The organism is Lysinibacter cavernae (assembly GCF_011758565.1).
Taxonomy (GTDB): domain Bacteria; phylum Actinomycetota; class Actinomycetes; order Actinomycetales; family Microbacteriaceae; genus Lysinibacter; species Lysinibacter cavernae.
Map to the genome: position 1 here is coordinate 1 of NZ_JAAMOX010000004.1, position 23,180 is coordinate 23,180.

General features: G+C 61.3%; 16 protein-coding genes and 1 tRNA gene. 8 read left to right on the forward strand and 9 right to left on the reverse strand.

Features of this window, described 5'->3' with window-relative positions; all coding sequences use genetic code 11:
• Positions 1–177, reverse strand: a 177-nt coding sequence (locus FHX76_RS15605; protein WP_341777991.1) for a MazG nucleotide pyrophosphohydrolase domain-containing protein, incomplete at its 3' end; no start/stop codon positions are given.
• Positions 178–319: 142 nt separating this feature from the next.
• Here FHX76_RS15605 and FHX76_RS15610 point away from each other — a divergent pair.
• On the forward strand, positions 320–1,525 hold the full coding sequence (locus tag FHX76_RS15610) for a Na+/H+ antiporter NhaA (RefSeq protein ID WP_167146248.1): 1,206 nt from the start codon (positions 320–322) through the stop codon (positions 1,523–1,525).
• Between the two features lie 110 nt (positions 1,526–1,635).
• Positions 1,636–1,932 (forward strand): hypothetical protein, encoded by a 297-nt coding sequence (locus FHX76_RS15615; protein WP_167146246.1) that lies wholly within the window; start codon positions 1,636–1,638, stop codon positions 1,930–1,932.
• A gap of 110 nt (positions 1,933–2,042) precedes the next feature.
• Here the strand turns inward: FHX76_RS15615 and mfd are convergent, their stop codons facing one another.
• From mfd to FHX76_RS15635, 4 genes are all read right to left on the reverse strand, one after another.
• Positions 2,043–5,642, reverse strand: a complete 3,600-nt coding sequence (mfd, locus tag FHX76_RS15620; RefSeq protein WP_167146244.1) for a transcription-repair coupling factor — start codon at positions 5,640–5,642, stop codon at positions 2,043–2,045.
• Between the two features lie 109 nt (positions 5,643–5,751).
• Positions 5,752–6,336, reverse strand: a complete 585-nt coding sequence (gene pth / locus FHX76_RS15625; protein WP_167152481.1) for an aminoacyl-tRNA hydrolase — start codon at positions 6,334–6,336, stop codon at positions 5,752–5,754.
• Between the two features lie 116 nt (positions 6,337–6,452).
• Positions 6,453–7,055: a 50S ribosomal protein L25/general stress protein Ctc gene (locus FHX76_RS15630; protein WP_167152327.1), complete on the reverse strand. Its 603-nt coding sequence runs from the start codon at positions 7,053–7,055 to the stop codon at positions 6,453–6,455.
• Between the two features lie 233 nt (positions 7,056–7,288).
• Positions 7,289–7,960 (reverse strand): GntR family transcriptional regulator, encoded by a 672-nt coding sequence (locus FHX76_RS15635; protein WP_341777984.1) that lies wholly within the window; start codon positions 7,958–7,960, stop codon positions 7,289–7,291.
• A 143-nt stretch (positions 7,961–8,103) separates the two neighbouring features.
• Here FHX76_RS15635 and FHX76_RS15640 point away from each other — a divergent pair, with 143 nt between their 5' ends.
• The 5 genes from FHX76_RS15640 (at position 8,104) to gndA (ending at position 16,084) form a co-directional block, all read left to right on the forward strand.
• Positions 8,104–9,783, forward strand: a complete 1,680-nt coding sequence (locus FHX76_RS15640; RefSeq protein WP_167152331.1) for an L-lactate permease — start codon at positions 8,104–8,106, stop codon at positions 9,781–9,783.
• 1 nt (position 9,784) lies between these two features.
• Complete coding sequence (locus FHX76_RS15645; protein WP_167152333.1) at positions 9,785–12,637, forward strand: FAD-binding and (Fe-S)-binding domain-containing protein; 2,853 nt, start codon at positions 9,785–9,787, stop codon at positions 12,635–12,637.
• Between the two features lie 154 nt (positions 12,638–12,791).
• Positions 12,792–13,727: an endonuclease domain-containing protein gene (locus FHX76_RS15650; RefSeq protein ID WP_167152335.1), complete on the forward strand. Its 936-nt coding sequence runs from the start codon at positions 12,792–12,794 to the stop codon at positions 13,725–13,727.
• Between the two features lie 118 nt (positions 13,728–13,845).
• Positions 13,846–14,607 (forward strand): FadR/GntR family transcriptional regulator, encoded by a 762-nt coding sequence (locus tag FHX76_RS15655; protein WP_341777985.1) that lies wholly within the window; start codon positions 13,846–13,848, stop codon positions 14,605–14,607.
• A gap of 25 nt (positions 14,608–14,632) precedes the next feature.
• Positions 14,633–16,084: an NADP-dependent phosphogluconate dehydrogenase gene (gndA, locus tag FHX76_RS15660; RefSeq protein WP_167152337.1), complete on the forward strand. Its 1,452-nt coding sequence runs from the start codon at positions 14,633–14,635 to the stop codon at positions 16,082–16,084.
• 127 nt (positions 16,085–16,211) lie between these two features.
• Here gndA and FHX76_RS15665 read toward each other — a convergent pair whose 3' ends face one another.
• The 3 genes from FHX76_RS15665 to FHX76_RS15675 form a co-directional block, all read right to left on the reverse strand.
• The gene (locus FHX76_RS15665; protein ID WP_167152339.1) at positions 16,212–17,189 is read right to left on the reverse strand and encodes a ribose-phosphate diphosphokinase; all 978 of its coding nucleotides are present in this window, start codon (positions 17,187–17,189) and stop codon (positions 16,212–16,214) included.
• Complete coding sequence (gene glmU / locus FHX76_RS15670; RefSeq protein WP_167152341.1) at positions 17,190–18,614, reverse strand: bifunctional UDP-N-acetylglucosamine diphosphorylase/glucosamine-1-phosphate N-acetyltransferase GlmU; 1,425 nt, start codon at positions 18,612–18,614, stop codon at positions 17,190–17,192.
• Between the two features lie 38 nt (positions 18,615–18,652).
• A tRNA-Gln gene (locus FHX76_RS15675) sits at positions 18,653–18,724 on the reverse strand.
• 163 nt (positions 18,725–18,887) lie between these two features.
• Here FHX76_RS15675 and FHX76_RS15680 point away from each other — a divergent pair.
• Positions 18,888–19,391, forward strand: a complete 504-nt coding sequence (locus FHX76_RS15680) for a MarR family winged helix-turn-helix transcriptional regulator (RefSeq protein WP_167152343.1) — start codon at positions 18,888–18,890, stop codon at positions 19,389–19,391.
• Here the strand turns inward: FHX76_RS15680 and FHX76_RS15685 are convergent.
• Positions 19,388–22,978 carry an efflux RND transporter permease subunit gene (locus FHX76_RS15685; protein ID WP_167152345.1) on the reverse strand — a complete coding sequence of 1,197 codons (3,591 nt, stop codon included), beginning with the start codon at positions 22,976–22,978 and terminating at the stop codon, positions 19,388–19,390. The genes FHX76_RS15680 and FHX76_RS15685 overlap by 4 nt on opposite strands.
• Positions 22,979–23,180 lie beyond the last annotated feature (202 nt).

Here is a 23,180-nt window from a genome sequence, read left to right on the forward strand (position 1 = left end):
ATCGCGATCGCCAGACTCAATAGCCTCAACCAATTCGTAACACTCTTCAACAAGATACGGCACCAGCGAGGCATGGTCGTGCTGAGCATGCCATGGGCACTCGGTGCGAAGGCGATGCATCACCCCAACAAGCTCAATAGTGCTTTCACCGACCGGATTGCCATCCTGGTTTGTCATGTTTGCTCGCTTTCGTCGGCGACGGATGCGCGACCAACCAGCTGGCCGGCCGTCAGGCGCTCAGGCCCCACCGCTATAGTAGTTTCTGGTGAGTCGGGAAGCCTGGTCGACACAGACCACCCGCGACCCCGAAAGGCAGCCAATGAGCTTCCTCCGTTCAAACCGTACCTCCGCCGCACTCCTGCTCGCCGCAGCAGTCCTCGGTCTCGCCATAGCGAACAGTCCGCTTGCGGATGCCGCACACAGCATCCAGCAAAGCCACATCGGTTGGCCTGGCATCGGCCTTGACCTCTCCGTCGGCCACTGGATCAGCGACGGCATCCTCGCCATCTTTTTCTTCATCGTCGCCATCGAACTCAAACACGAGTTCACGGAGGGCGACCTCAATTCGGTTGGCAAAGCCATCCGGCCCGCCATCGCCGCGCTCGGCGGCATTCTTGTCCCCATCGCAATCTACCTCGCCTTCACGTGGGGCAGCGGCTATGAGGGCGGCTGGCCTATCCCAACCGCGACTGACATCGCGTTTGCGCTCGGCGTACTCGCTGTTGTTGGACGGGGCCTTCCCACAACCGTTCGAGCATTCCTGCTTGCGCTTGCTGTCCTCGATGACCTGGCCGGCATCCTCTTCATCGCCGTGTTTTTTACCACCGGCGCGCAGATTGGTCTCATCCTGCTCGGCGCGCTGCTCGCGGTTCTCTTTGGATTCCTGAGCTGGCGGTACGCAAGGCTCCGCCGCGATGCTGTGCGCCCATCGCAGACCCGACACAGGGGCCTCGAGTGGGTCCTTATCATTGGCATGGTCGCCGTCGGACTCGCCACGTGGTACGTCGTCTATCAGTCAGGCATCCACGCAACCATAGCCGGTGTCGCGCTCGGCTTTGCCATGCACCGCAAGCCGGCCCATCGCGCGCGTTACCTGATTGAGCCGTTCAGCAATGTGATCGTTCTCCCGCTCTTTGCGTTCTCGGCAGCGCTCGTCACTATCCCGTCGCTTGGCGAGACGCCGCTCGAAGCGCCGTTCTGGGGAATCATCGTCGCGCTTCCCGTCGGAAAGCTCATCGGAATTGTTGGGGCAACCCTGCTCGCCGACCGCATCCTTCGTTCCCGCCAAGCCCCCGTGCTTCGCTTTGGCGACATGATTGCGGCAGGGGCCCTCGGCGGGATCGGCTTTACCGTTTCGCTGCTCATGAACGATCTTGCGTTCGCCGACAACCGCGCCATAGCCGATCAGGGAGTGCTTGCCGTCATTATCGGTTCGGCCATCTCGATTGTGGTGTCAGTCTTCGTCGTCCGGTTGAGGGCACGCCACTATCGGGCGCTGAGGCTCAGCGAGAAGGACGCCGCCTAGCACCCCAGATTGGCCGGGCACATCGTGTTTCGCATCCAACCTCAATCGTCCGCTGACTCGGGCGTTGGCGGCCGGCGAGTATTCGGGCGCATCCGTGGGACAATTGACGCATGATGGTTGTTGGGGTTCTCTTCTTTGTTGGCGCGTTTGTGGCGATGTCGCTTTCGGTATTCGTGGCATCGAAGGCGAGCCCGTCAGTGAAGCTGCCGTGGATCAAGCAGCCGGCAGACGAACCGCGCCGCTCCTACCTGTTCAGGATGCTCGCGCTCCTGCTCGCCGTTGCGGGTTCGTTCACGCTCTCCCCCGAAATCGGCACGCTCGCGGTCGTCTTCCTCGCACTTTCGCTCCTCATCCCGATCCTCGTTGGCATTGGCCTGCACAACGCGCTGGTGGCGCGCAAAGGATAATAACCACCGAAAAGCAACTCACCACACGATGCTGTTGGGTTCGTTGATCGGTCGGTGAGGCAACCGGCATCCGGCATCCGGCATCCGGCAACCGGCAACCGGCAAGGATGCTAGGAGGCGTCTTCAGCGTTAGTCGCGGCCGAGGCATCCGGCAGCTCTGGCAGGATGACTTCGATGAGGTTACTCACCCAGTCGACCAGCTCGGTGCCCGCAAGCGTGATGCCGTGCGTCACTGGTAACGGAACTGTCATTGTGCCTGACGTATTCACGTAGCGAGAACCCGGGTAGAGCCGCTGCATGCGAAGTTGGCGCGAGTCGGGGAGATCAACTCGTTCAACCTTGAGGTTTGGCCCGAGCACGATGACTTTGCTGAGCCCGTGCTTTGCCGCGCGGTGGCGAAGTCGAGAGACCTTGAGCAGGTTCTCAACCTCGGTTGGTGGGGTGCCGTAGCGGTCGGTGAGCTCTTCGATGACCAGCGAAAGTTGATCGTCGGCCGCCCCAGCAGAGCTCGCCGTCGAGAACTTCTGGTACGCCTCAAGCCGCAAACGCTCGCTATCAACGTAGTCCTCTGGAATATGCGCGGCAACCGGCAGTTCGAGGTTGAGTTCGGTGATGCCTGCGGCAGTCTCGCCGCGGAACGTATTCACGGCCTCGCCAATCATGCGGAGGTACAGGTCAAATCCGACCCCAGCAATATGACCGGACTGTTCACCACCGAGCAGGTTTCCCGCGCCACGAATCTCAAGATCTTTGAGCGCGACCTGCATCCCGGAGCCGAGCTCGTTATTGGTTGCGATCGTTTCGAGTCGCTCGTGCGCCGTCTCGCTCAGCGGCTTCTCTTCGTCATACATGAAGTAGCCGTATGCCCGCTCTCGCCCACGACCGACACGGCCGCGCAACTGGTGAAGCTGGCTGAGGCCGTATTTGTCAGCCCTGTCGATAATGATCGTGTTGGCGTTTGCGATATCGAGCCCGGTCTCCACGATGGTTGTTGACACGAGAACATCAAATTTACGCTCCCAGAAATCAACAACGACCTGCTCAAGGGTCGCCTCCGACAGCTTGCCGTGGGCAACCGCGATCCGAGCCTCAGGCACCAGCTCGGCCAGATGAGCTGCGGTGCGAGTGATACTCGACACTCGGTTGTGCACAAAGAAGATCTGCCCTTCGCGCAGCAACTCGCGGCGGATGGCAGCGGCAATTTGGCGGTCGGAACGCGGGCCAACAAAGGTAAGAATGGGGTGCCGGTCCTCTGGCGGCGTGGCAAGCGTCGACATTTCGCGGATGCCGGTAACCGCCATCTCAAGCGTGCGCGGGATGGGGGTCGCACTCATCGCGAGGATGTCGACGTTAGTCTTGAGCTTCTTCAGCGAGTCCTTGTGTTCAACGCCAAAGCGCTGCTCTTCGTCGACAATTACAAGCCCGAGGTCTTTATAGACCACGTTGTCGGAGAGCAGGCGGTGGGTGCCGATCACAACATCCACTGAGCCATCGGCGAGCCCCTTGATGATTTCTCGAGCCTCTTTATCCGTCTGAAAACGGCTGAGCGCTCGAAGGTGAACGGGGAATCCGGCGAAGCGGTCTTGGAACGTCTCAAGGTGCTGTTTCACGAGCAGGGTGGTTGGCACGAGGATTGCCACCTGCTTATTGTCTTGCACCGCCTTAAACGCCGCGCGGATGGCGATCTCGGTCTTGCCGAAGCCCACGTCGCCGGACACGAGGCGATCCATCGGAATCGGGGATTCCATGTCGCGTTTCACGTCGTTAATCGTTGTGAGTTGATCTGGCGTCTCGGCAAACGGGAAGGCCTCTTCGAGTTCCCGCTGCCACGGGGTGTCTGGGGAGAAAGCAAACCCGCGGCTTGCCATGCGGGCCGAATAGAGCTTGACAAGCTCAACCGCGATGTCTCGAACCGCCTTGCGCGCTTTGCCCTTGGCCGCTGACCAGTCTGAACCGCCCATCTTGCTCAGTGCGGGGGCTTCGCCGCCAACATAGCGAGACAGCTGATCGAGCTGATCGGTAGGAACAAACAGCTTGTCAGCCGGGTAGCCGCGCTTTGAGGGCGCATACTCAAGCGCAAGGTACTCACGAAGCGCCTTCGTAGCGTTGCGGCCGGACCCCGTCGTAATTTCGCGCTGCGTCAGCTCTATAAACCGGCCGATGCCGTGCGTGTCATGCACGACGTAGTCGCCGGCAGCGAGCTGCAGCGGGTCAACGACGTTTTTGCTGCGGCTCGCAAGCTTCTTCACCTGTCCGGCCTGGTAGGTGGCGCTTCGGCCGAAGAACTCGGCCTCCGTGAGCAGGGCGAACTGTGCTTCTCCGCTCACAAATCCGTGATCGAGGGTGCTCGTGACAAGTGAGGCCACCGATGCGTCTGGCGCCGACTCGAGGGAGGCAAGCAGCCGACCAGCAACTTCGTGCCCGGACAGCACGTCGCGCACACGCTCGATGGTGCCCTGTCCCTGCGCTGTGATGACAACGCGCCAGCCCTCGCGGAGCTGCTGCGCAACGTATTCAACCGCGCCGTCGATGCTGCCCTGGAAACTGGGCACTGCCTCAGCCTGCACGCGCACGTAACCGTCGTCTTCATCGGTGATGGGGTCGGCCTCATCGCGCTGGTACGAACTCATCGTCCACCATGGGCGGTCGCCGCGGGCACCCTTCAGCGTGTTGAGCGTCAGAAAGTCTCCGGCGGAAAGATCGATCGGGGCCTCGGCACCCGCTGTCGCTGCACTCCAGGCAGCCGCGAGGAACTCGCGGTTCGTTTCGGCGAGGCTCACCGCACGCGTGGCGACCCGCTCGGGAGCGATCACCGCGATTGCGGCCTCGGCCGGCAAGTAATGAGTGACAGGGACGAGGCGCTCAACAAGCGCGGGGGTCAGGCTTTCCATGCCCTCTGCTGGGATGCCCTCGGCAACCTTCTCCAACATGGTTGCAAGATTTGGAAACTCGCCCTGCATCTCGCGGGCCCGCTGCCGCACACCGGCATCGAGCAAAAGCTCACGGCTCGGCGCAAGCACCGCCTCTGCAACCTCAACGGGCAAACTTCGCTGGTCGGCAACCGAGAAGGCGCGGATCTCTTCGACCTCGTCACCAAAGAACTCGATTCGATACGGATGCTCGGCAACCGGCGAGAACACGTCGAGCTGACCGCCGCGCACCGAGAATTCGCCTCGGCGAGTGACCATATCGACACGGGAATATGCAAGCGCGACCAAACGCTCACTGACCTCGCCAAGGTTGTAATCGCGCTGGCCAACCACAAAGTGCAGCGGCTCGACCGAAAGCAGGTTGTCGGCGAGCGGCTGCAGCGCCGCACGAACCGCGCTCACAACGATGAGGTGATTGCCGTTCTCTGGTGCCCAGTTGTGCATGGCACGAAGCGCGGCAAGGCGCTTACCCACGGTTTCGGGGCTCGGGCTGAGTCGTTCGTGAGGCAGCGTCTCCCACGCGGGAAACTCAACGATGGTTGATCCTGGCAGAAGGGATTCGAGCGACAGTCTGAGGCTCTCCGACTCGCGACTGGTGGCCGTGACCAAAAACAGGGAGGACGCAGGCGAATCGGCAGAGCGGCCTTCGAGGAGCCCGGCAAGAAGCGGAGCACGCAGCCCTTCCGCAAGCGAGAAGTCGGCGTCTTCGGATGTATAGCTGAGGGCCCGCTGAAAGCTCTCGGAATCGGTCAGTGCGGCAAGAATTCCCTGAAGAGTCACCAGATAATCTTAGCTCTCGCCGCTGACACTGGCCGAGCAGGCTTCACGCCGGCACGGTATCCAAGATCAGGGAAGACGGCAGCTGCCCCACGAAATGAGGATGTTGGGCTTAGGCCCGTGGAGCGTGGAACCGCTGCTGCGCCTCAAGCAGGCCGCTCTCGACAACCGTTTCAACGGCATCCGCTGCGTCGACCAGCAGCGAGGGAAGTGATTGACGCTCGGTGCTGCCAAACTCGCGCAGCACATAGTCTGCGGGATCTTGGCGTCCAGGAGGGCGGCCGATACCAACACGCACGCGCGTAAAATCGGGGCTGTTCGCGGCCTTGGCGATGTCGCGAAGGCCGTTATGGCCTCCGTGTCCGCCGCCGGTTTTGAGCTTGATCGTGTCAAAATCGATGTCGAGTTCGTCGTGCACCACAATGAGCCGATCAACGCCGAGCGAGTAGTACTGCAGCAGGGCGGCGACGGGACCACCCGAAACGTTCATGAAGCTGTTTGGTTTTGCCAGCACAACCTTTGGGCCGCCTGGTCGCAGACGCCCCTCTGCCACCATGGCATTGGCTTTATGCCGCGAAAACTGAGATCCGATGCGCGAGGCAAGCTCGTCGAGCGCCATCTGCCCAACGTTGTGCCTGGTCTTCTCGTATTTGGGGCCGGGATTCCCCAGCCCAACTACCAGCCACGTGTCGCCCACGGCATCCTCTTCTGTCTCTTGGTTAACGGGTCGAGCCCGCCGGAACAGGTCGCGAAAACTCACGATAGTTCCGACGGGCTCGGCACGATGATGCGGTTCTTACTGAAGGTCAGTGACTACTGAACTTCAGCTGCCTCTGCGGCTGCGTCTGCAGCGTCGTCAGCAGCGGTGTTCGAGCGAGGAAGCACGATGTTCACGATGAGCAGGTCGCCCTCGTCGGCAAGCTTTGCGCCAACAGGGAGCTCAACGTTGCTTGCGTGGATCTGCTTGCCCTCTTCGAGTCCCTCAACGTTGACAACAACGCTCTCAGGGATGTTGGTTGCCTCAACGAGCAGGCGGAGCGTGTTGAGCTCAAGCATCGCAAGGGTACCTGGGTAAGGCTCGCCAACAACGTGGACAGGAACCTCAGCCTCAACGAGCTCACCCTTCTTCACAACGATGAGGTCGATGTGCTCGATGATCTGGCGAACTGGGTCGCGCTGAACGTCCTTGACCAGTGCGAGCTGGTCGGTGCCCTCGATGTCGAGCGTCAGAACAGCGTTGGCCTTACGGATGATGAGGGCAACCTCGTGTCCAGGAAGGGTAACGTGCTGTGGCTCGGTGCCGTGGCCGTAGATAACAGCAGGGATCTTGCCGGTGGCGCGGATCTTGCGAGCCGCTCCCTTGCCGAAGCTGTTGCGCAGTTCTGCGCTGACTTTGTTCGTCGTGTCGTTGCTCATGTGTTTCTCCTCGGGCAGGGCCCGTATCGTTTGGAGCCGATGAGGCTCATGGTCTGTTATTCAACTCGCGCCGGTCGCAGCGTGAGGAAAGACTTCCGCCTCACCCACCGCGTCGATAACGGATGCCGGTCACACCAACATCCCTCGCCGAAGTACAGGTGAGAGTTTACACGAGTTCTCTGCTTAAGACGACGGCACCGGCATAGACCGCTCTGGCCGCACGCTCAGCGGAGTTACACTCGCGGCTCAACAAACGCTTCCGGCCCAGCCGTTCCGCCAACAGCCGCGACCAATCGCTCGCGCGCACGGGCAAGGTGCTCGTCGAGCAGGCAGGCAACGGCATCCGCTTCGCCCGCACGAATAAGGCGAAGGATCTCTTCGTGTTCGGCACAGATCAGCTTGGGATCAAGCAGCCCTCGTCCCTGCACCTGGGTCATGCAGACACGCACCTCGCTGACAAGAGAGTTGTACATCTTGCTGGTTCGTGCGCTCCCAAGCGCATCGATGAGGCTTGTGTGGAACCGCATGTCCGGCTCAACGATACTGAGCGCGTTCTCCGAATCGAGGGTTTCCGCAATCTCCCTGTTGGCCTCGGCGGCAGCCTCCGGCGCGAATTTTCGGGCGGCAAGGCGACGGAGCACTTCCGTCTCGAGGTACGCCCTTGTCAGATAGATATCCCGCACATCCTCTGGCCCGAGCTCGGGCACCCGTGCCGTCTTATGAGCGCCACGAACAAGGAGCCCTTCGGCGACGATCTTTTCAATAGCCCCCTTTGCGGTGGGGCGAGATACGTCGTAGGTCTGCGCGATGTCGGCCTCGGTAAAGGCGGTTCCTCCGGGAAACTCGGCCGCGTAGAGCCTGCCCCGCAGGTCTTCCGCAACGGCATCCACTATGGATGTTGCCACCACTCGACGGTTCATGAAGTCCTTACGCTAGCTCGCAGATTCCCATCTTCTCAGAGAATGCATGCCAACAGGATTTGCTACTCAAGTATGTTTGTATGACAAGATTACTCAAGAACGCAACGACGCTACCCTGAGGACCCCCCATGTTTGAACAGATACTCGATCCGATCTTCGGATCCCTTGCCCTTTCGGCGATCTTCGCCGCGCTGCCCCTAATTGTGCTGTTTGTCCTCCTCGGAGTCTTCCGAGTTAAGGCCGCATACGCCGCGATCGTTGGGCTTGCGCTCTCAATTGTCCTCGCCATCGTTGGCTGGCAAATGCCGGTAGGCCAGGCCTTCAGCGCAACTGCGGAGGGCATCTTCTACGGGCTCTTCCCCATCCTCTGGATTCTGGTGAACGCCCTCTGGATCTACCGACTGACCCTCGCGACCGGATGGTTCGAAGTGCTCGGCAAGACCATCAGGGCAATCTCGGATGACCTTCGCGTGCTCTCCATCATCATCGCGTTCTGCTTCGGCGCACTCCTCGAATCGCTCGCAGGCTTCGGCGCCCCCGTGGCCATCTCCGCGGCAATGCTCATCGCGGCCGGAATGAAGCCGTTCAAGGCCGCAATCGTCTCACTGCTCGCAAATACGGCTCCCGTCGCGTTTGGCGCAATGGGAGCGCCCATCATTGCCCTCCACGGTGTGACAGGACTGCCCATGGATGAGCTTGCCTCTATGGCAGGCCGCCAAACGCCGCTTATCGCCATCTTCATCCCGCTCATCCTTGTCTTCATTGTTGATGGCAAGCGCGGCGTCAAGCAGACCTGGCCCGTCGCCGTTGTTGCCGGTGTCGCCTTCGGAGCGGCCCAGTTTGTCACGGCAAACTACTTCGCCGTTGAGCTCACCGACGTAGTTGCCGCAGTCGTCACGGTCGGTGCGGTTCTGCTGATGCTGCGCTTCTGGAAGCCAGCAGAAACCGTGAGCTTCACAGAGGACGCGGCAGAAGCCGGCGCAAGCGGAGCATCAGCAGACGAGTCGCTCGCGAAGGCAGCCGGAATCGGCACGGCCACTGCCACCAAGGCGCTGCCAACATCCACCAAGGCACGCACCTGGGGCGCGATTGCTCCCTACCTCGCCATCATGGTTATCTTCACGATCGCCCAGATTCCCGTTATCAAAGACTGGCTCTCGACCGTCGGCTCAGTGACCTTCCGCTGGCCAGGGCTCGACGTCGTGGATGCCGCAGGCAATCCCGCCTCCGCCCAGACCTTCAAGCTCGATCACCTCAAGGCCACCGGAACCCTGCTGCTGTTCTCGGGCATTGTCACCATGATGATCTACGGCATCGGCATCAAGAAGGCCGCACAGGTCTACTGGGAGACCCTGTACCAGCTGCGCTGGACAATCGTCACCGTCACAGCGGTGCTTGCACTGTCATTTGTCATGAACCTGTCGGGCCAGACCGCAAGCCTCGGCTTCGCCCTCGCTGCAACCGGCGGATTCTTTGCCATCCTCTCGCCCGTCATCGGCTGGATCGGCGTCGCCCTGACCGGCTCAGACACCTCGTCGAACTCGCTCTTTGGGCTGCTCCAGGTGACCGCCGCAAACCAGGCAGGCCTCAGCCCAGTGCTCATGGCTGCGTCGAACTCCTCCGCCGGCGTGCTGGGTAAAATGCTCTCACTGCAGAACCTCGCCGTTGCGGCCGCCGCGGTGGGAATGCACGGCTCCGAAGGCGCGCTCTTCCGCAAGCTCATCGGCTGGAGCCTCGGACTCCTCGCGTTCATTACCCTCATCATTTTCCTCCAATCAACACCCATACTCGGCTGGATGGTTCCGTAACATGACTCGCCCCACATCACTCAACGCCACACTTCTTGACGGGCTCCGCGCCTCGGTCGGCTCACCAGAGCACGTGCGTACGCGCGCAATCGACCTGCACGCCAACGCCCACGATGCCTCACACTTTCTCCTGGTGCCCCAGGCAGTGGTCATCGCAGAGAACGCGGCGGATGTTGGGGCGCTGCTCGCCACGAGCGCAGCGCAGGGCGTTCCGCTCACGCTGCGCTCCGGCGGCACCAGCCTGAGCGGGCAGGGCATCACCGACGGCATCCTTGTCGATGTTCGCCGCAACTTCAAGCAAATTGAGGTGCTCGACAACGGTGACCGCGTGCGCGTGCAGCCTGGTGTCACGGTGCGGGCCCTCAACATGCGGCTCGCCAAATACGGCCGCAAGTTTGGGCCAGACCCTGCCAGCGAATCCGCCTGCACCATCGGCGGCGTAATTGCGAACAACTCAAGCGGCATGGCCTGCGGCACCGTCGAAAACACGTACAACACGCTCGAATCTCTCACGATCGTCCTGCCAAGTGGAACGGTTGTTGATACGGCTCTCCCCGACGCCGAAGAGCGGCTGCGAGCCCTCGAGCCAACACTGTTCGATGGGCTCCACAGGCTTGCGAAGCGCGTGCGCGATAATGCGTCGTCCGTCGCAAACATCCGCCGCCAGTTCTCGATGAAGAACACCATGGGCTACGGCATCAACTCCCTGCTCGACTACGAGCGGGCCGTCGACATCCTTGCCCACCTCATCGTCGGCAGCGAAGGAACACTCGGGTTTGTCGCAGAGGCCGTGTTCCGCACCGTTCCCCTCGCACCGCACGCCTCAACAGGGCTGCTCGTCTTCGAGACCTTAGAGGCCGCCACGAGCGCGCTCCCCGCCCTCGTCGAAACGGGCGCGGCAACGCTTGAACTCATGGACGCGCTGTCACTCAAGATTGGGCAGCAGGCCTCGGACGCCCCCGCGGCAGTGCAAGGCCTATCCGTCGACCGGCACGCTGCGCTACTCGTTGAGTACCAGGCGCAGACCGTCGCAGAACTCGCGCACCTTGAACAGGCGGGCAACGCGTTGGGGCCGACGCTTGGGCTGAGCGCACCGGCATCCTTCACCACGGCATCCGCGACCCGCGCCTCGCTCTGGCACCTGCGCAAAGGGCTCTACACGACCATCGCGGGAGCCCGCCCGGCGGGAACAACGGCCCTGCTCGAAGACGTGGTGGTTCCCGTCGAACGACTCGCGCCAACGTGTAACAGCCTCTCGGAACTCTTCGACCGCTACGCGTACGAAAACAGCGTCATCTTTGGGCACGCCAAAGACGGCAATGTGCACTTCATGCTCACCGACGGCTTCGAATCGGCTGAGCAGATCGACCGCTACACCGCCTTCACCGAAGACCTTGTTGACCTCATTCTCGGCGAGGGAGGCTCGCTCAAGGCCGAGCACGGCACCGGACGGGTCATGGCCCCGTTTGTGCGCAGGCAGTACGGCGACGAACTCTACGATGTTATGCGCCAGATCAAGCTCCTGTGCGACCCGGTAGGGATGCTCAACCCCGGAGTCCTCCTCGACGACGACCCAACGGCACACCTCCGCCACATCAAGCAGGCCCTCCCCGTCAACGCCGAGGTCGACCGCTGCGTCGAATGCGGATACTGCGAACCAGTCTGCCCAAGCCGTAACGTGACGCTCACTCCACGACAGCGCATCGTGACGCTTCGTGCCATCGAGCAGGCAAAGCTCGACGGTGACACTGAGCTCGTAAAAAGCCTCGAACACGATTACGTCTACGACGGTGTGCAGACGTGCGCGGTTGACGGCATGTGCCAGACGGCGTGTCCGGTGCAGATCAACACGGGAAGCCTCGTCAAGCTCCTGCGTCGCGAAGACGTGAATGGCCTTGAGCAGGGTCTCTGGAACTCGGCCGCGAAGAAGTGGGGCGCGGTCACCGCCGGCGCTGGCCTCGCGCTCAACGTCGTCGATAAAGTGCCCCAGGCCATCATCACGCCGCCAAACGTGCTCGCGCGAGCGGTGCTTGGCAAAGACACCGTTCCCTTGTACTCACCGGAGCTCCCCGGCGGCGGGTCTTCGCGCAAGCGTCCGGCTCCCCCTGCATCCGCCGTCGTGGATGCCGTGTACATGCCCGCGTGCGTCAACACGATGTTTGGCCCCGCCAACGAACCAGGCGGCTCAGAAGGCCCCGGCGTGCAGCTGTCGTTCGAGGCGCTGTGCGAAAAGGTGGGGCTGACGCTCCTGGTTCCCGACGATGTTAATAACCTCTGCTGCGGTACCCCGTGGTCGTCAAAGGGCCTCTCAAAGGGCCAGCACACCATGCAAGAGCGCACAGTTGCTTCGCTTCGCGAGGCAAGCCGCGACGGCGAGCTTGTAATCGTCTGCGATGCCTCCTCGTGCACCGAGGGGCTCCTCCATGCGATCGAAAACGAAAACGCAACCTCTGCCCGCCCGCTTCGCGTGGTGGATGCGGTCGATTTTGTTGCCGAGCGGGTGCTTCCCCTGCTGCCAGAACACGGCAAACTTGAGCGGCTCGTCCTGCACCCGACCTGCTCCTCGACTCGCATGGGTGGGAACGGCGCACTCGCTGAGGTCGCAGCTGCGGTCGCGACGGACGTTGTGATTCCGGAGAACTGGGGATGTTGTGCGTTTGCGGGTGACCGAGGAATGCTCCATCCTGAGCTCACCGCCTCTGCGACGGCCGCCGAAGCCAGCGAAGTGGCCGACGTGGATGCCTCGGCCCACGCATCCTGCAACCGCACCTGCGAGCTCGGCATGACGAGGGCGACAGGCGAGCAATACCGCCACGTTTTGGAGCTACTCAACCAACTCGCAACCTCCGACTAACCTGCATCTATTTGTGAGTTTCTGCGCATAAATCCTGGATTTTGCGCAGAAACTCACAAATGCATACGTCTCCACAGCCCGCTATCACAGCGCAACTCTGCACAGATTTATCCCGTTAGCGCGCGAAGCTGCGCGGGCGCTCGATGATTGCGCCATGCCCAAATCATCCGATCCCCCGCTCCCCTTCCACCAGCAAGCGTTCGCGGTGCGTGACGCGTTGGACGCCGGCATCACGCCGGGCAAACTCCGATCCAACAACCTCGCGCGGCCGTTCCAAGGAATACGTTCAGAAGGCGCTGAGCCACTGAGCGTAATCGACTTCTGCCGAGCGTATCTTCCCCGTTGTAAAGCTGAGCAGTTCTTCAGCCACCAGACCGCGGCCACCATTTGGGGCGTGCCGCTCCCCCAACGGCTGCAAACCTTGCCATTGCACATTGCTACGTTCTTTCCAAAGACCGCACCGACAGGGCGAAATCTCACCGGACATCAGCTGTCCGCATACGGAGCACGGATGCTGTGGCGAGACGGCCTGCCCGTGCTGGATGCGGCGACCGTCTGGCTGCAATTGGCCTCGCTCCTCCCCTTTCGCGATCATGTGGCGGCCGGCGACTATCTGGTCCGCGCGCCTGAGTTCAACCAACCTGGCGACTGGCGCCCCTTTGTATTGCTCGACGAATTGCACCGGCGGGTTGAGATGTACCACGGCCCGGGTAAACGACGGGCGGTTCGGGCAATTGCGCATGTTCGTGACGGTGCCGATTCTCGACCGGAGACGCTCCTCCGACTCCTCATGGCAGATGCGGGCTTCCCTGTTCCCGATCTGAACCCCATCGTCGCTGACCGACACGGTGAACGTATCGGGCGGGCCGACTTTGTGTTTTGGCAGCACCGACTCATTGTTGAGTACGACGGCGACCAACACCGGACAGACGACGTTCAATATGACCGAGATATGACAAGGCTCGACCGGTTTCTGTCGGATGACTGGAAACTCGTACGAATACGAAAAGCCCAGCTCTTCGATGCTCCCGAAGAAGGTATCCGCCGCATCGCCGAGGCCCTCCGATCCCGAGGCTGGGAAGCCCCCTAACCTGCATCTATTTGCGACTTTCTGTCGAGATTGCGCATTTTCTCAGCAGAAACTCGCAAATAGATGCAGGTTAAAGTGTGACTATTGCCAGATGCGCAGTAAACGATATGATTATTGAGTGAGTGTTTCCGCAGAAGGTCCGAGCGCATCAGGGCGCCTGCACGAAAGTACTCTCGACGCCATTGGCTCCGCGATCGTGCGCGGCGAGCTGCCGCCCGGCATCCCGCTCACCATCGAACAACTCGAGCAACGCTACGGGGTGTCACGGTCTGTCATCCGAGATTGTCTTCGGTCGCTCCAGACAATGAATCTGGTTCAGTCAAAACCGCGTGTCGGCGTCACCCCTCGCCCAGCATCCGAGTGGAACGTCTACGAGCCGAAGGTCATCCGTTGGCGGCTCGACAGTAACGACCGGGCGCACCAGCTCAGAACCCTCACGCAGCTCCGCGCCGCCGTCGAACCACAGGCAGCCGGTCTTGCCGCCGCGAACATCAGCCCCCAGTCGGCCAGCGAACTCAACGGCATCGCCGGTGAAATGTGGGCGGCAGGCCGGTCAGGGGATGCCGAACGCTTCCTTGCCCTCGACATCCGCTTCCACCAGCTCATCCTGCAGCTGAGCGGAAACGAAATGTTTTCACACCTGCACGCGGTGGTGAGCGAAGTACTCACGGGGCGCACCGCCCACGGGCTCATGCCTGCCCACCCGCATCCGGATGCCCTGCAACAGCACCTTGACGTTGCCGAAGCGGTTGGCAGCGGCAACCAGCAAGCCGCAATCGACGCGATGCAACGCCTCATGAACCGCACGCTCACTGAGATGCTGCGCCGCGCGGCTGAGGAACAACCCGCCACCGCATCGTCCCCACAACCACCTCAATAACCACCCCACCAATCCAGGAGGAATCATGGCGGATAACGCCAACACCGCAACCGCAAACATCGGCGTCGTAGGCCTCGCCGTTATGGGCAGCAACTTGGCCCGCAACCTCGCAAGCCGCGAGGGCAACACGGTTGCCGTATTCAACCGCTCCCCCGAGCGCACCCGCACGCTCACCACCGAGCACCCTGAGGCAAACTTCGTCGCAAGCGAGACCATCGAGGATTTTGTCAACTCGCTCAGCAAGCCGCGCACGGCCATCATCATGGTGCAGGCAGGCGCAGGAACTGACGCGGTCATCGATCAGCTCACCAACCTGTTCGAGCCCGGCGACATCATCGTCGACGGCGGAAACGCACTCTTCACCGACACCATCCGTCGCGAGAAGGCAGTGAGCGCAACGGGTATCCACTTTGTTGGCGCCGGTATTTCCGGCGGCGAAGAGGGCGCCCTCAAGGGCCCAAGCATCATGCCTGGTGGATCCGCTGAGTCCTACAAGACCCTCGGCCCCATCCTCGCCTCGATCGCCGCGGTCGCCGAGGGCGAGCCCTGCGTCACCCACGTTGGCACCGACGGCGCCGGACACTTCGTCAAGATGATTCACAACGGCATTGAGTACGCCGACATGCAGCTCATCGCCGAGGCCTACGACCTGCTCCGCCGCAACGCTGGCCTCACGCCCGCCGAGATCGCCGATGTGTTCGCCGAATGGAACAAGGGCGAGCTTGAGTCATACCTCATCGAGATCACGGCCGAGGTGCTGCGCCAGGTGGATGCCAAAACCGGCAAGCCGCTGGTTGACGTCATCCTTGACCAGGCTGGTTCGAAGGGAACCGGCGTCTGGACCGTGCAGAACGCCCTCGCGCTTGGCGTTCCCGTGTCCGGTATTGCCGAAGCCGTCTTCGCCCGCTCGCTGTCGTCTCACCCTGAGCAGCGCGCCGCCGCGGCTGGGATGCCTGGCCCTGCCAGCCCCGTTGCCGTCACCGACCGCGAGGCTTTCATCGAGGACGTTCGCCGCGCACTCTACGCGTCAAAGATCATCGCGTACTCGCAGGGCTTCGACGCCATCCGCGCTGGCGCAGAAGAGTTCAACTGGACCATCGACCTCGGAGCCGTTTCGCGCATCTGGCGCGGCGGCTGCATCATCCGCGCCCAGTTCCTCAACCGCATCGCTGACGCCTACGCTGAGTCGCCAAACCTGTCGGCGCTGCTGACAGCCCCCTACTTTGCCGAGGCCATCACCTCGTCTCAGGAGGCCTGGCGCCGCGTGGTAGTTTCGGCAACCGTCACGGGTATCCCCGCACCGGCGTTCTCGTCGTCGCTTGCATACTACGACGGACTGCGCGCCGAACGCCTGCCGGCTGCCCTCGTCCAGGGACAGCGCGACTTCTTCGGCGCTCACACCTACGGCCGCGTTGACCTCCCCGGTGTGTTCCACACGCTGTGGAGCGGAGACCGCACCGAAATCGAGATGAACTAGCTCAAACAACAACGGTCCTGCAACTCACGTTGCAGGGCCGTTTTCGTTCGTGGGGTGCATTCCCGCTCGTGGGGCGCGAAAAACCGCGCCCCGGGAGCAGGATCGCACCCCATGAGAGAATGAGCGCTTATGCAGCGCCGTCGAACATCGAGGTAACCGAACCGTCTTCAAAGACCTCGTGAATCGCACGGGCGATCAGCGGGGCAATTGACAGCACCGTGAGCTTTTCAAAACGCTTCTCCGCCGGAATTGGCAGGGTGTCAGTCACGACTACCGAGTCGATGAAGTCCGAGCTGAGGATCTCAACCGCCGGGTCGGAAAGGATGGCGTGGGTCGCGGCAATCGTGACGCCCTTCGCGCCGTTCTTCTTAAGCGCCTCAGCCGCCTTCGCAATGGTGCGGCCGGTGTCGATCATGTCATCAACGAGCAAACACCAGCGGCCCTTAACATCTCCAACGATGTCGTGAACGCTCACCTGGTTTGGAACCAGTGGGTCGCGGCGCTTGTGGATGATGGCAAGCGGGGCTCCGAGGCGGTCGCTCCAGATGTCGGCGACGCGGGCGCGTCCCATGTCTGGCGACACGACGGTGAGCGTCTCTGGGTCTAGCTTTTCGCGGAAGTGATCAAGCAGCACGGGCATTGCAAAGAGGTGGTCTACCGGGCCGTCAAAGAAACCCTGGATCTGCGCGGCGTGCAGATCAACAGACATGATGCGGTCTGCGCCGGCAACCTTAAACAGGTCGGCCACGAGGCGAGCCGAAATGGGTTCGCGTCCGCGGCCTTTTTTGTCTTGGCGTGAGTACGGGTAGAAGGGAGCAACAACAGTGATGCGCTTTGCGGATGCTCGCTTGAGTGCGTCAACCATAATGAGCTGCTCCATGAGCCACTCGTTGATTGGGTTGGTGTGTGACTGAATCACAAAGGCGTCGCAGCCACGAACGCTCTCGTCAAAACGGGCGTAGAGCTCACCGTTTGCGAAGGTTCGGGCGTCGGTCGGAACCAGTTCGGATCCAAGTTCACTCGCAATGCTTGCTGCGAGTTCGGGGTGCGCACGTCCAGAAACTAAGACAAGTTTTTTCTGACCGTTGACCTTGATGCCCGACATTTATTCTCCGCTTTTCTCGGCCGCACGTGCCGTATCAGTTTCTGGTCGGTTCTGAGCCACCCAGCCATCAATGTTTCGCTGTGGCGCAACGGTCACCGCGAGGGAGCCGGAGGGGACGTCCTTTCGGACAATTGTTCCCGCACCGGTATAGGTTCCGTCTTCAAGTGTAACCGGCGCAACCAGAACATTTTTCGACCCGATGCGCACGTGCGAGCCAACCGTCGTGTGGTGCTTCTTCTGGCCGTCGTAGTTGGCGAAGATTGTGCCGGCCCCAACGTTGGTGCCTTCACCAATGGTTGCGTCGCCAACGTAGCTCAGGTGCGGCACTTTGCTGCCAACGCCGATGTTGGCGTTCTTGGTTTCAACATAGGCACCAATTTTGCCGTCGGCCCCGAGGATGGTGCCTGGGCGGAGAAAGGAAAAGGGGCCAACCGTCGCGTTCGAACCGATAACGGCCAGCTGAGCGTCAGTACGACGTACCGTCGCGCCAGCGCCAACTTCACAATCGAGCAGCGTTGTGTCCGGCCCGATGATTGCGCCAGATTCAACGACGGTGGCGCCGAGAATCTGAGTTCCGGGAAGGAGCGTGACGTCTTCTGCGAGCTGGGCATTCTTGTCGATCCAGGTGGTTGCCGCATCCTGAATCGTGACCCCGGCAAGCTGCCAGGAGCGGATGATTCGGGCGTTCAACTCGGCGGCCGCTGCTGCGAGTTGCGCTCGGTCGTTGATGCCGGCAACGAGCCAGTGGTCAGAGATAGCAACGGCCTCGATGCGTCCTCCTGCGGAGAGGATCTCTCCCGCCGCGTCGGTCAGGTATTTCTCCTGCTGCGCGTTGTTCGTGTCGATCTTGCTGAGCGCCACCGTCAGGGCACCTCGCTCGAAGATGTAAACACCCGCGTTGGTTTCGTTGATGGCGAGCTGTTCTGGTGAGGCATCCTTCTGCTCAACGATGCCAACAAAACTGCCGGAATCGGAACGGAGGATTCGACCGAGTCCCGTAGGGTTGGCAACGATTGTGCTCAGCAGCGTCAGCGCGTTTCCCTCGGCGACGTGGGCATCAACGAGCGCCTTTGCGGCGGCCTCGTCGAGCAGTGGAACGTCGCCGCTCAGGACAAGGATGTGGCCAGAGAATGAATCGGGCAGCGCAGCTACCGCGACCTCAACGGCTCGGCCTGTTCCCGGAATCTCATCCTGGTCGACAATGATGGCCGTTGGCAGATGCGAGACAACGGCCTCGGCGACTCGGTCTCGGTCGTGCCGGACCACGGCGACGATGTGCGCTGGGTTGAGCTGGGCCGCGGTGTCGAGCACGTGCTCGATGAGCGGTTGTCCGGCCAGTGGATGGAGCACCTTCGGCAGTGAGGACCGCATACGCGTACCCTGCCCCGCCGCCAAGATGACTACTGCTAGCTGGCTCTGTGACATCCAAGACCTCCGCGCATTGTTATGCAGTTCACTTCGCGCTCCGCCTCCAGGATTCGAACCTGGACCGAACACCTCCAAAGGGTGCCGTGCTGCCGTTACACTAAGGCGGAACGTACACGAACGCGTCGCGCACATGTATAAGTGTGCCAGAAACTTTTGCTTTCGTTGAACAGGCCCAGTTGGTCCCGGATAAAATTGGGGCCTGCGTTGGGCGCACTCCCAAGCAGTTCTAGGCAACGAGCCCTTCCCAGATTTACTTCAAGAAAGCGCAGCATGAAAGACAACGACGAAGTCGACCGGATTGTGGATGCCTGGCAGGTCGCCAGGCCCGACCTCAATTTTGCGCCGCTGCACGTACTGTCGCGTGTGACGCGCATCTCGAAGCACTTCGGCCGTATCCGACAGAACGCCTTTCAGCGATCCGAGCTTGAGTCCTGGGAATTTGATGTGTTGGCTGCCCTTCGTCGGGAGGGCGATCCGTTTGCCCTCAGCCCCAAGCGTCTTGTTTCGGCCACCATGGTGTCGAGCGGCACCATGACCAACCGCATTGATCGACTGGTCGAACGCGGATTTGTGAAGCGCCTCACCGACCCAAACGATGGGCGCGGAGTGCTCGTCGAGATGACGCCAGCAGGTCTGACGAGGGTGGATGCCGCAATCACCCGGCTCGTTGATGCTGAGGAAATCCTGCTCGGCGGGCTTTCCGAGACGGAACAAGCCCGCCTCGGAACGCTACTCCGCAAACTGCGCAACAGCATCGACGCAACCGACCTCTAACTCAACAATTCTTCAAGCTGCTCTTCTTCAGGGTTCTCCCGAGTTGCCGCACGCTCCTCGCGCTTGAGCCGCCTTGCCTCTTTCCGCTCACCTCGCCGTTCGAGCAGCGCGTAGAGCACCGGCACAAGGATGAGTGTCAGCAGGGTTGACGAGATAAGCCCGCCAATCACCACAACCGCGAGCGATTGCGAGATGAACATTCCGCCGCCGGTCAGCCCGAGCGCCATTGGAACGAGCGCAAAGATTGTGGCGCACGCCGTCATAATGATTGGCCGAAGGCGGAGGCGTGACCCCTCCAGAACCGCTTCTGAAATGCTGGCCCCGTTCGCCCTGTGATGGTTGATGAGGTCGATCAGCACAATGGCGTTGGTCACGACGATACCGATGAGCATCAGGAGGCCGATCATCGAGGGAATACCGAGCGCCGTATTGGTGAGCAGCAGCGCAAGAATCGCTCCCGTCGCGGCGAAGGGCACCGACACGAGCAGGATAACTGGCTGCAGCAGGCTTCGGAACGTCGCCACCATCACGATGTAGACAAGGGCGATGGCGAGCAGCATGGCTACGCCAAGTTGTCCAAACGCTTCGTCCTGCTCAGCCGAGGCCCCGCCGATATCGGTTGTCACGCCGGCTGGCAGCTGCAGGTCGTCCAATTTGGCGTTGAGCGCCGCACTGATCGCGCCGAGGTCGTCGCCGGTCGGTTTCGCAGAGATCGTCACGGCCCGCTCCCCATCAATTCGGGTAACCGTGCTCGCCGCCTTTTCGCGAACAACTTCGGCGACCTGACCGACGGTAATCGCCGTGGCAGTGACGTCGACAAGTGCTTTCTGCTCTGCTTGGAGACGCTCCGACTCTGCCTGAGCAGCATTCGACTCGGCAACCGATTTATCTAGCTCAGTGAGCTGCGTGTCGATCTGGCGGATGCCTTCCTCCGCCTGGCTAATTCCGCCTGATAGCTGGGCAAGGGCATCCGCGAGAGCCTGGCCCTGCAGCACGTCGGTCGTCACGGGTTCGCCAGATCCCGGCTCCGGGGCGGGGATTGCCGAGAGCTCTGCAAGTTGCGTGCGCAATTCGCCAAGCCCGGCTACGGCCTCGGCGCGGGCTTTGACCAGCTCGGAACGTTGTGAGCTGACCTGTCCTTCGGCCTTTGCGGTCGCTTCGTTTGACATCGCCTCTTGTTCAGCGAGCAGGGCATCGCTCGCGGCTTTTTGGGCCTGCGCCTGCTGCAGCGGCGACACGGGGATGCTGAGCGCGGCGATATCCGCGGGAGTCGCGTCAACCTGGTGCGAGCGGAAAAGGAGATCGCGCGGCTCGCCGTTGATCGTCAGGGTGGCAATGGTTGAGCCGCGGAGAACGCTCGAGAGCGCGTCGCCGATGTCGCTCTGGGTAAATCCGTAGGCTGCGGCCGCGACCCGATCCACCTTGACCCTGAGCAGCGGCTGCTCCCCCGCGAGGTCGCTCTTGACCTCAGAGAGACCCGTGATCCCGCTCATCATCGCCATGACGTTGTCGGAGCCTTCTGCGAGCGCTTGCTCGTTGTCGGCCTTAATGGTGACGTCAACGGTCTGGTTGCCTTGGTCTCCGCCCTGGCTTTCAACCCGGACGGTTCCGGCTCCATCTTGAGCGCTGAGTTGCTTCTCAAGCGCTGCGGCCACTGTGCTGACATCGCTGTTGTCGGTGAGGGTCGCCGTGAAGTATGCCTGGTTGGTCGAGCCGGAGCCGACAGTGGTGAGTAGCGTCTGTATTCCGGGAGTCTTTTCGAATACCTGCTCGATTTCTGCGGCCCGTTCATCGGTCAATGACAGACGGGTACCTGCTGGCATTTCCAGCGAAACAGAAACTTGCTTCTGTCCGCCAAGGTCGCCAAGGAAATCGGTCTTCAGCAACCCGGTAGACCCGATCGTGAGGATGAAGATGACCGAGGCCGTAACGAGGGTCACAACGGGATGCTTGAGGGCTGAACGAAGAACCGGCATGTAGCCGCGCTGCAGCCGTGTCACCTTAGCGTCTTCGTCGTGAGCGGGCTCGGGAATATCCTCCCCTATTGAGTCCTCGTGCTCGGCGCTGAGAACGTCCTGCTGGCCCGCTACAGCACCGGCTGAGGATTTCTTCCGCGGCTTCAGGAACCAGAACGCAAGCACGGGAACAATCGTGAGCGACACAATAAGCGATGCAACCAGCGCGATTGAAATCGTCACGGCAAACGGTCGGAAGAGTTCACCGGTAACGCCGCCAATGAGGGCGATAGGCAGGAAGACCGCAACGGTCGTGATGGTCGAGGCGGTAATTGCCGCGGCAACCTGGCGAACGGAGGCAACAATCGAGCCAGCCGTGAGCGGGCCGTCCTCGGTATCGCTTCGCCGCTTGATGTTTTCGATCACCACGATCGAGTCGTCGACGACGCGTCCGACAGCAACCGTCAGGGCCGCAAGCGTAAAGATGTTGAGTGTGAAGTCTCCAACCCACAGTCCAATCATCGCGATGAGCAGCGAGAGCGGAATCGAGATCGCCGTAATGATGGTCGACCGCACGGAGAACAGAAACACAAGAATCACAAGAATTGCAAAGAGCAGGCCGAGCCCGCCTTCAACAGAGAGGTCTTCAATGGACTGTTCAATCATTGGTGCCTGATCAAACACCACGTCGAGCGTTGCATTCTTGCCAAGCTGCTTCTCGAGGTCGGGGATGAGCTCCGTAACGGCGTGGGAAAGCGAAACGGCGTTCGCGTCTTGGTTCTTCATGATGGAGAGGTTGAGCGAGGGGCGTCCGTCAGCTCTGGCGATGCTGCTCACCTCGGCTGGCTCTTCGGCTATCGTCGCGATTTCGCTCAGCAGCACCGTGCCGCTCTCGGTTGCGATCGGCACGTGCGAAACGGCCTCAACGCTGTCAAGGGTCGCACCAACCTCAACCGATAGCTGGCTATCGCCGTCAAAACTGGTTCCGGCAGAGTTCACGACGCCGGCGGCACGGATGCTCTCCATGACGGCAGGCGCTGTCACCTTCTTTGCCGCAAGATCGGCCGGTCGCAGCGTCACGGCGAGCAGCGTCTCAGTCTTGCCCTGCACTTCTGTCTTCCGAACCCCGGAGACATCGTTAAACGCGGGGACAACAACCGATTCGAGGCGTTCGACAAGCTCACCGTTTTCGGCATCGGACGTCACCACAAGCTGCATGGCTGGGATATCGTCGCTGCCGCCCGTATACACCTCTGTGCTCACCGCAGCCGGCATTGCGGCTTTAACCCCGTCAACCGCAGCGCGGATATTCGCAATCATCTTTTCGCTGTCGAGTCCGTAATCCCACTCAACCTGCACCTGTCCCCCACCGCTTGTTGAGGATGACGTCATGCGCCCCGTACCAGGGATCGCTTTGATTGCTTGCTCCACTGGGCCGACGGCATCCTTCGCGACGTTCTCGGGAGAGGCCCCCGGGTACACAACACCGACGCCAGCCTGCGGAATCTGCGTTGACGGGATCAGCTCTTGCTTGAGGGACACCGTTGCGATGAGCCCAATAACAACTATTGCCAGGGTCACCAGCCCCACAATGGCTCGGTTCTTGAGGCTCAACTTCGTCAGCAGATGCATGGGGTGTTTGGCTCCTGTAAAAGGTGTCGTACGTGTGTTCGTCGGCGATGCACACACGAGAGATACGCCTTGCGGCGGTAGAGAGATGGGTAATTTTCATACCGCTCGGCAGCGTGAGATCGCCCAATACTGAGTCAACTCGATACGGCAAGCGCATACATCGGCCAAAGGAATGACGATTCTGAAGGCGGCATGGTCCCCT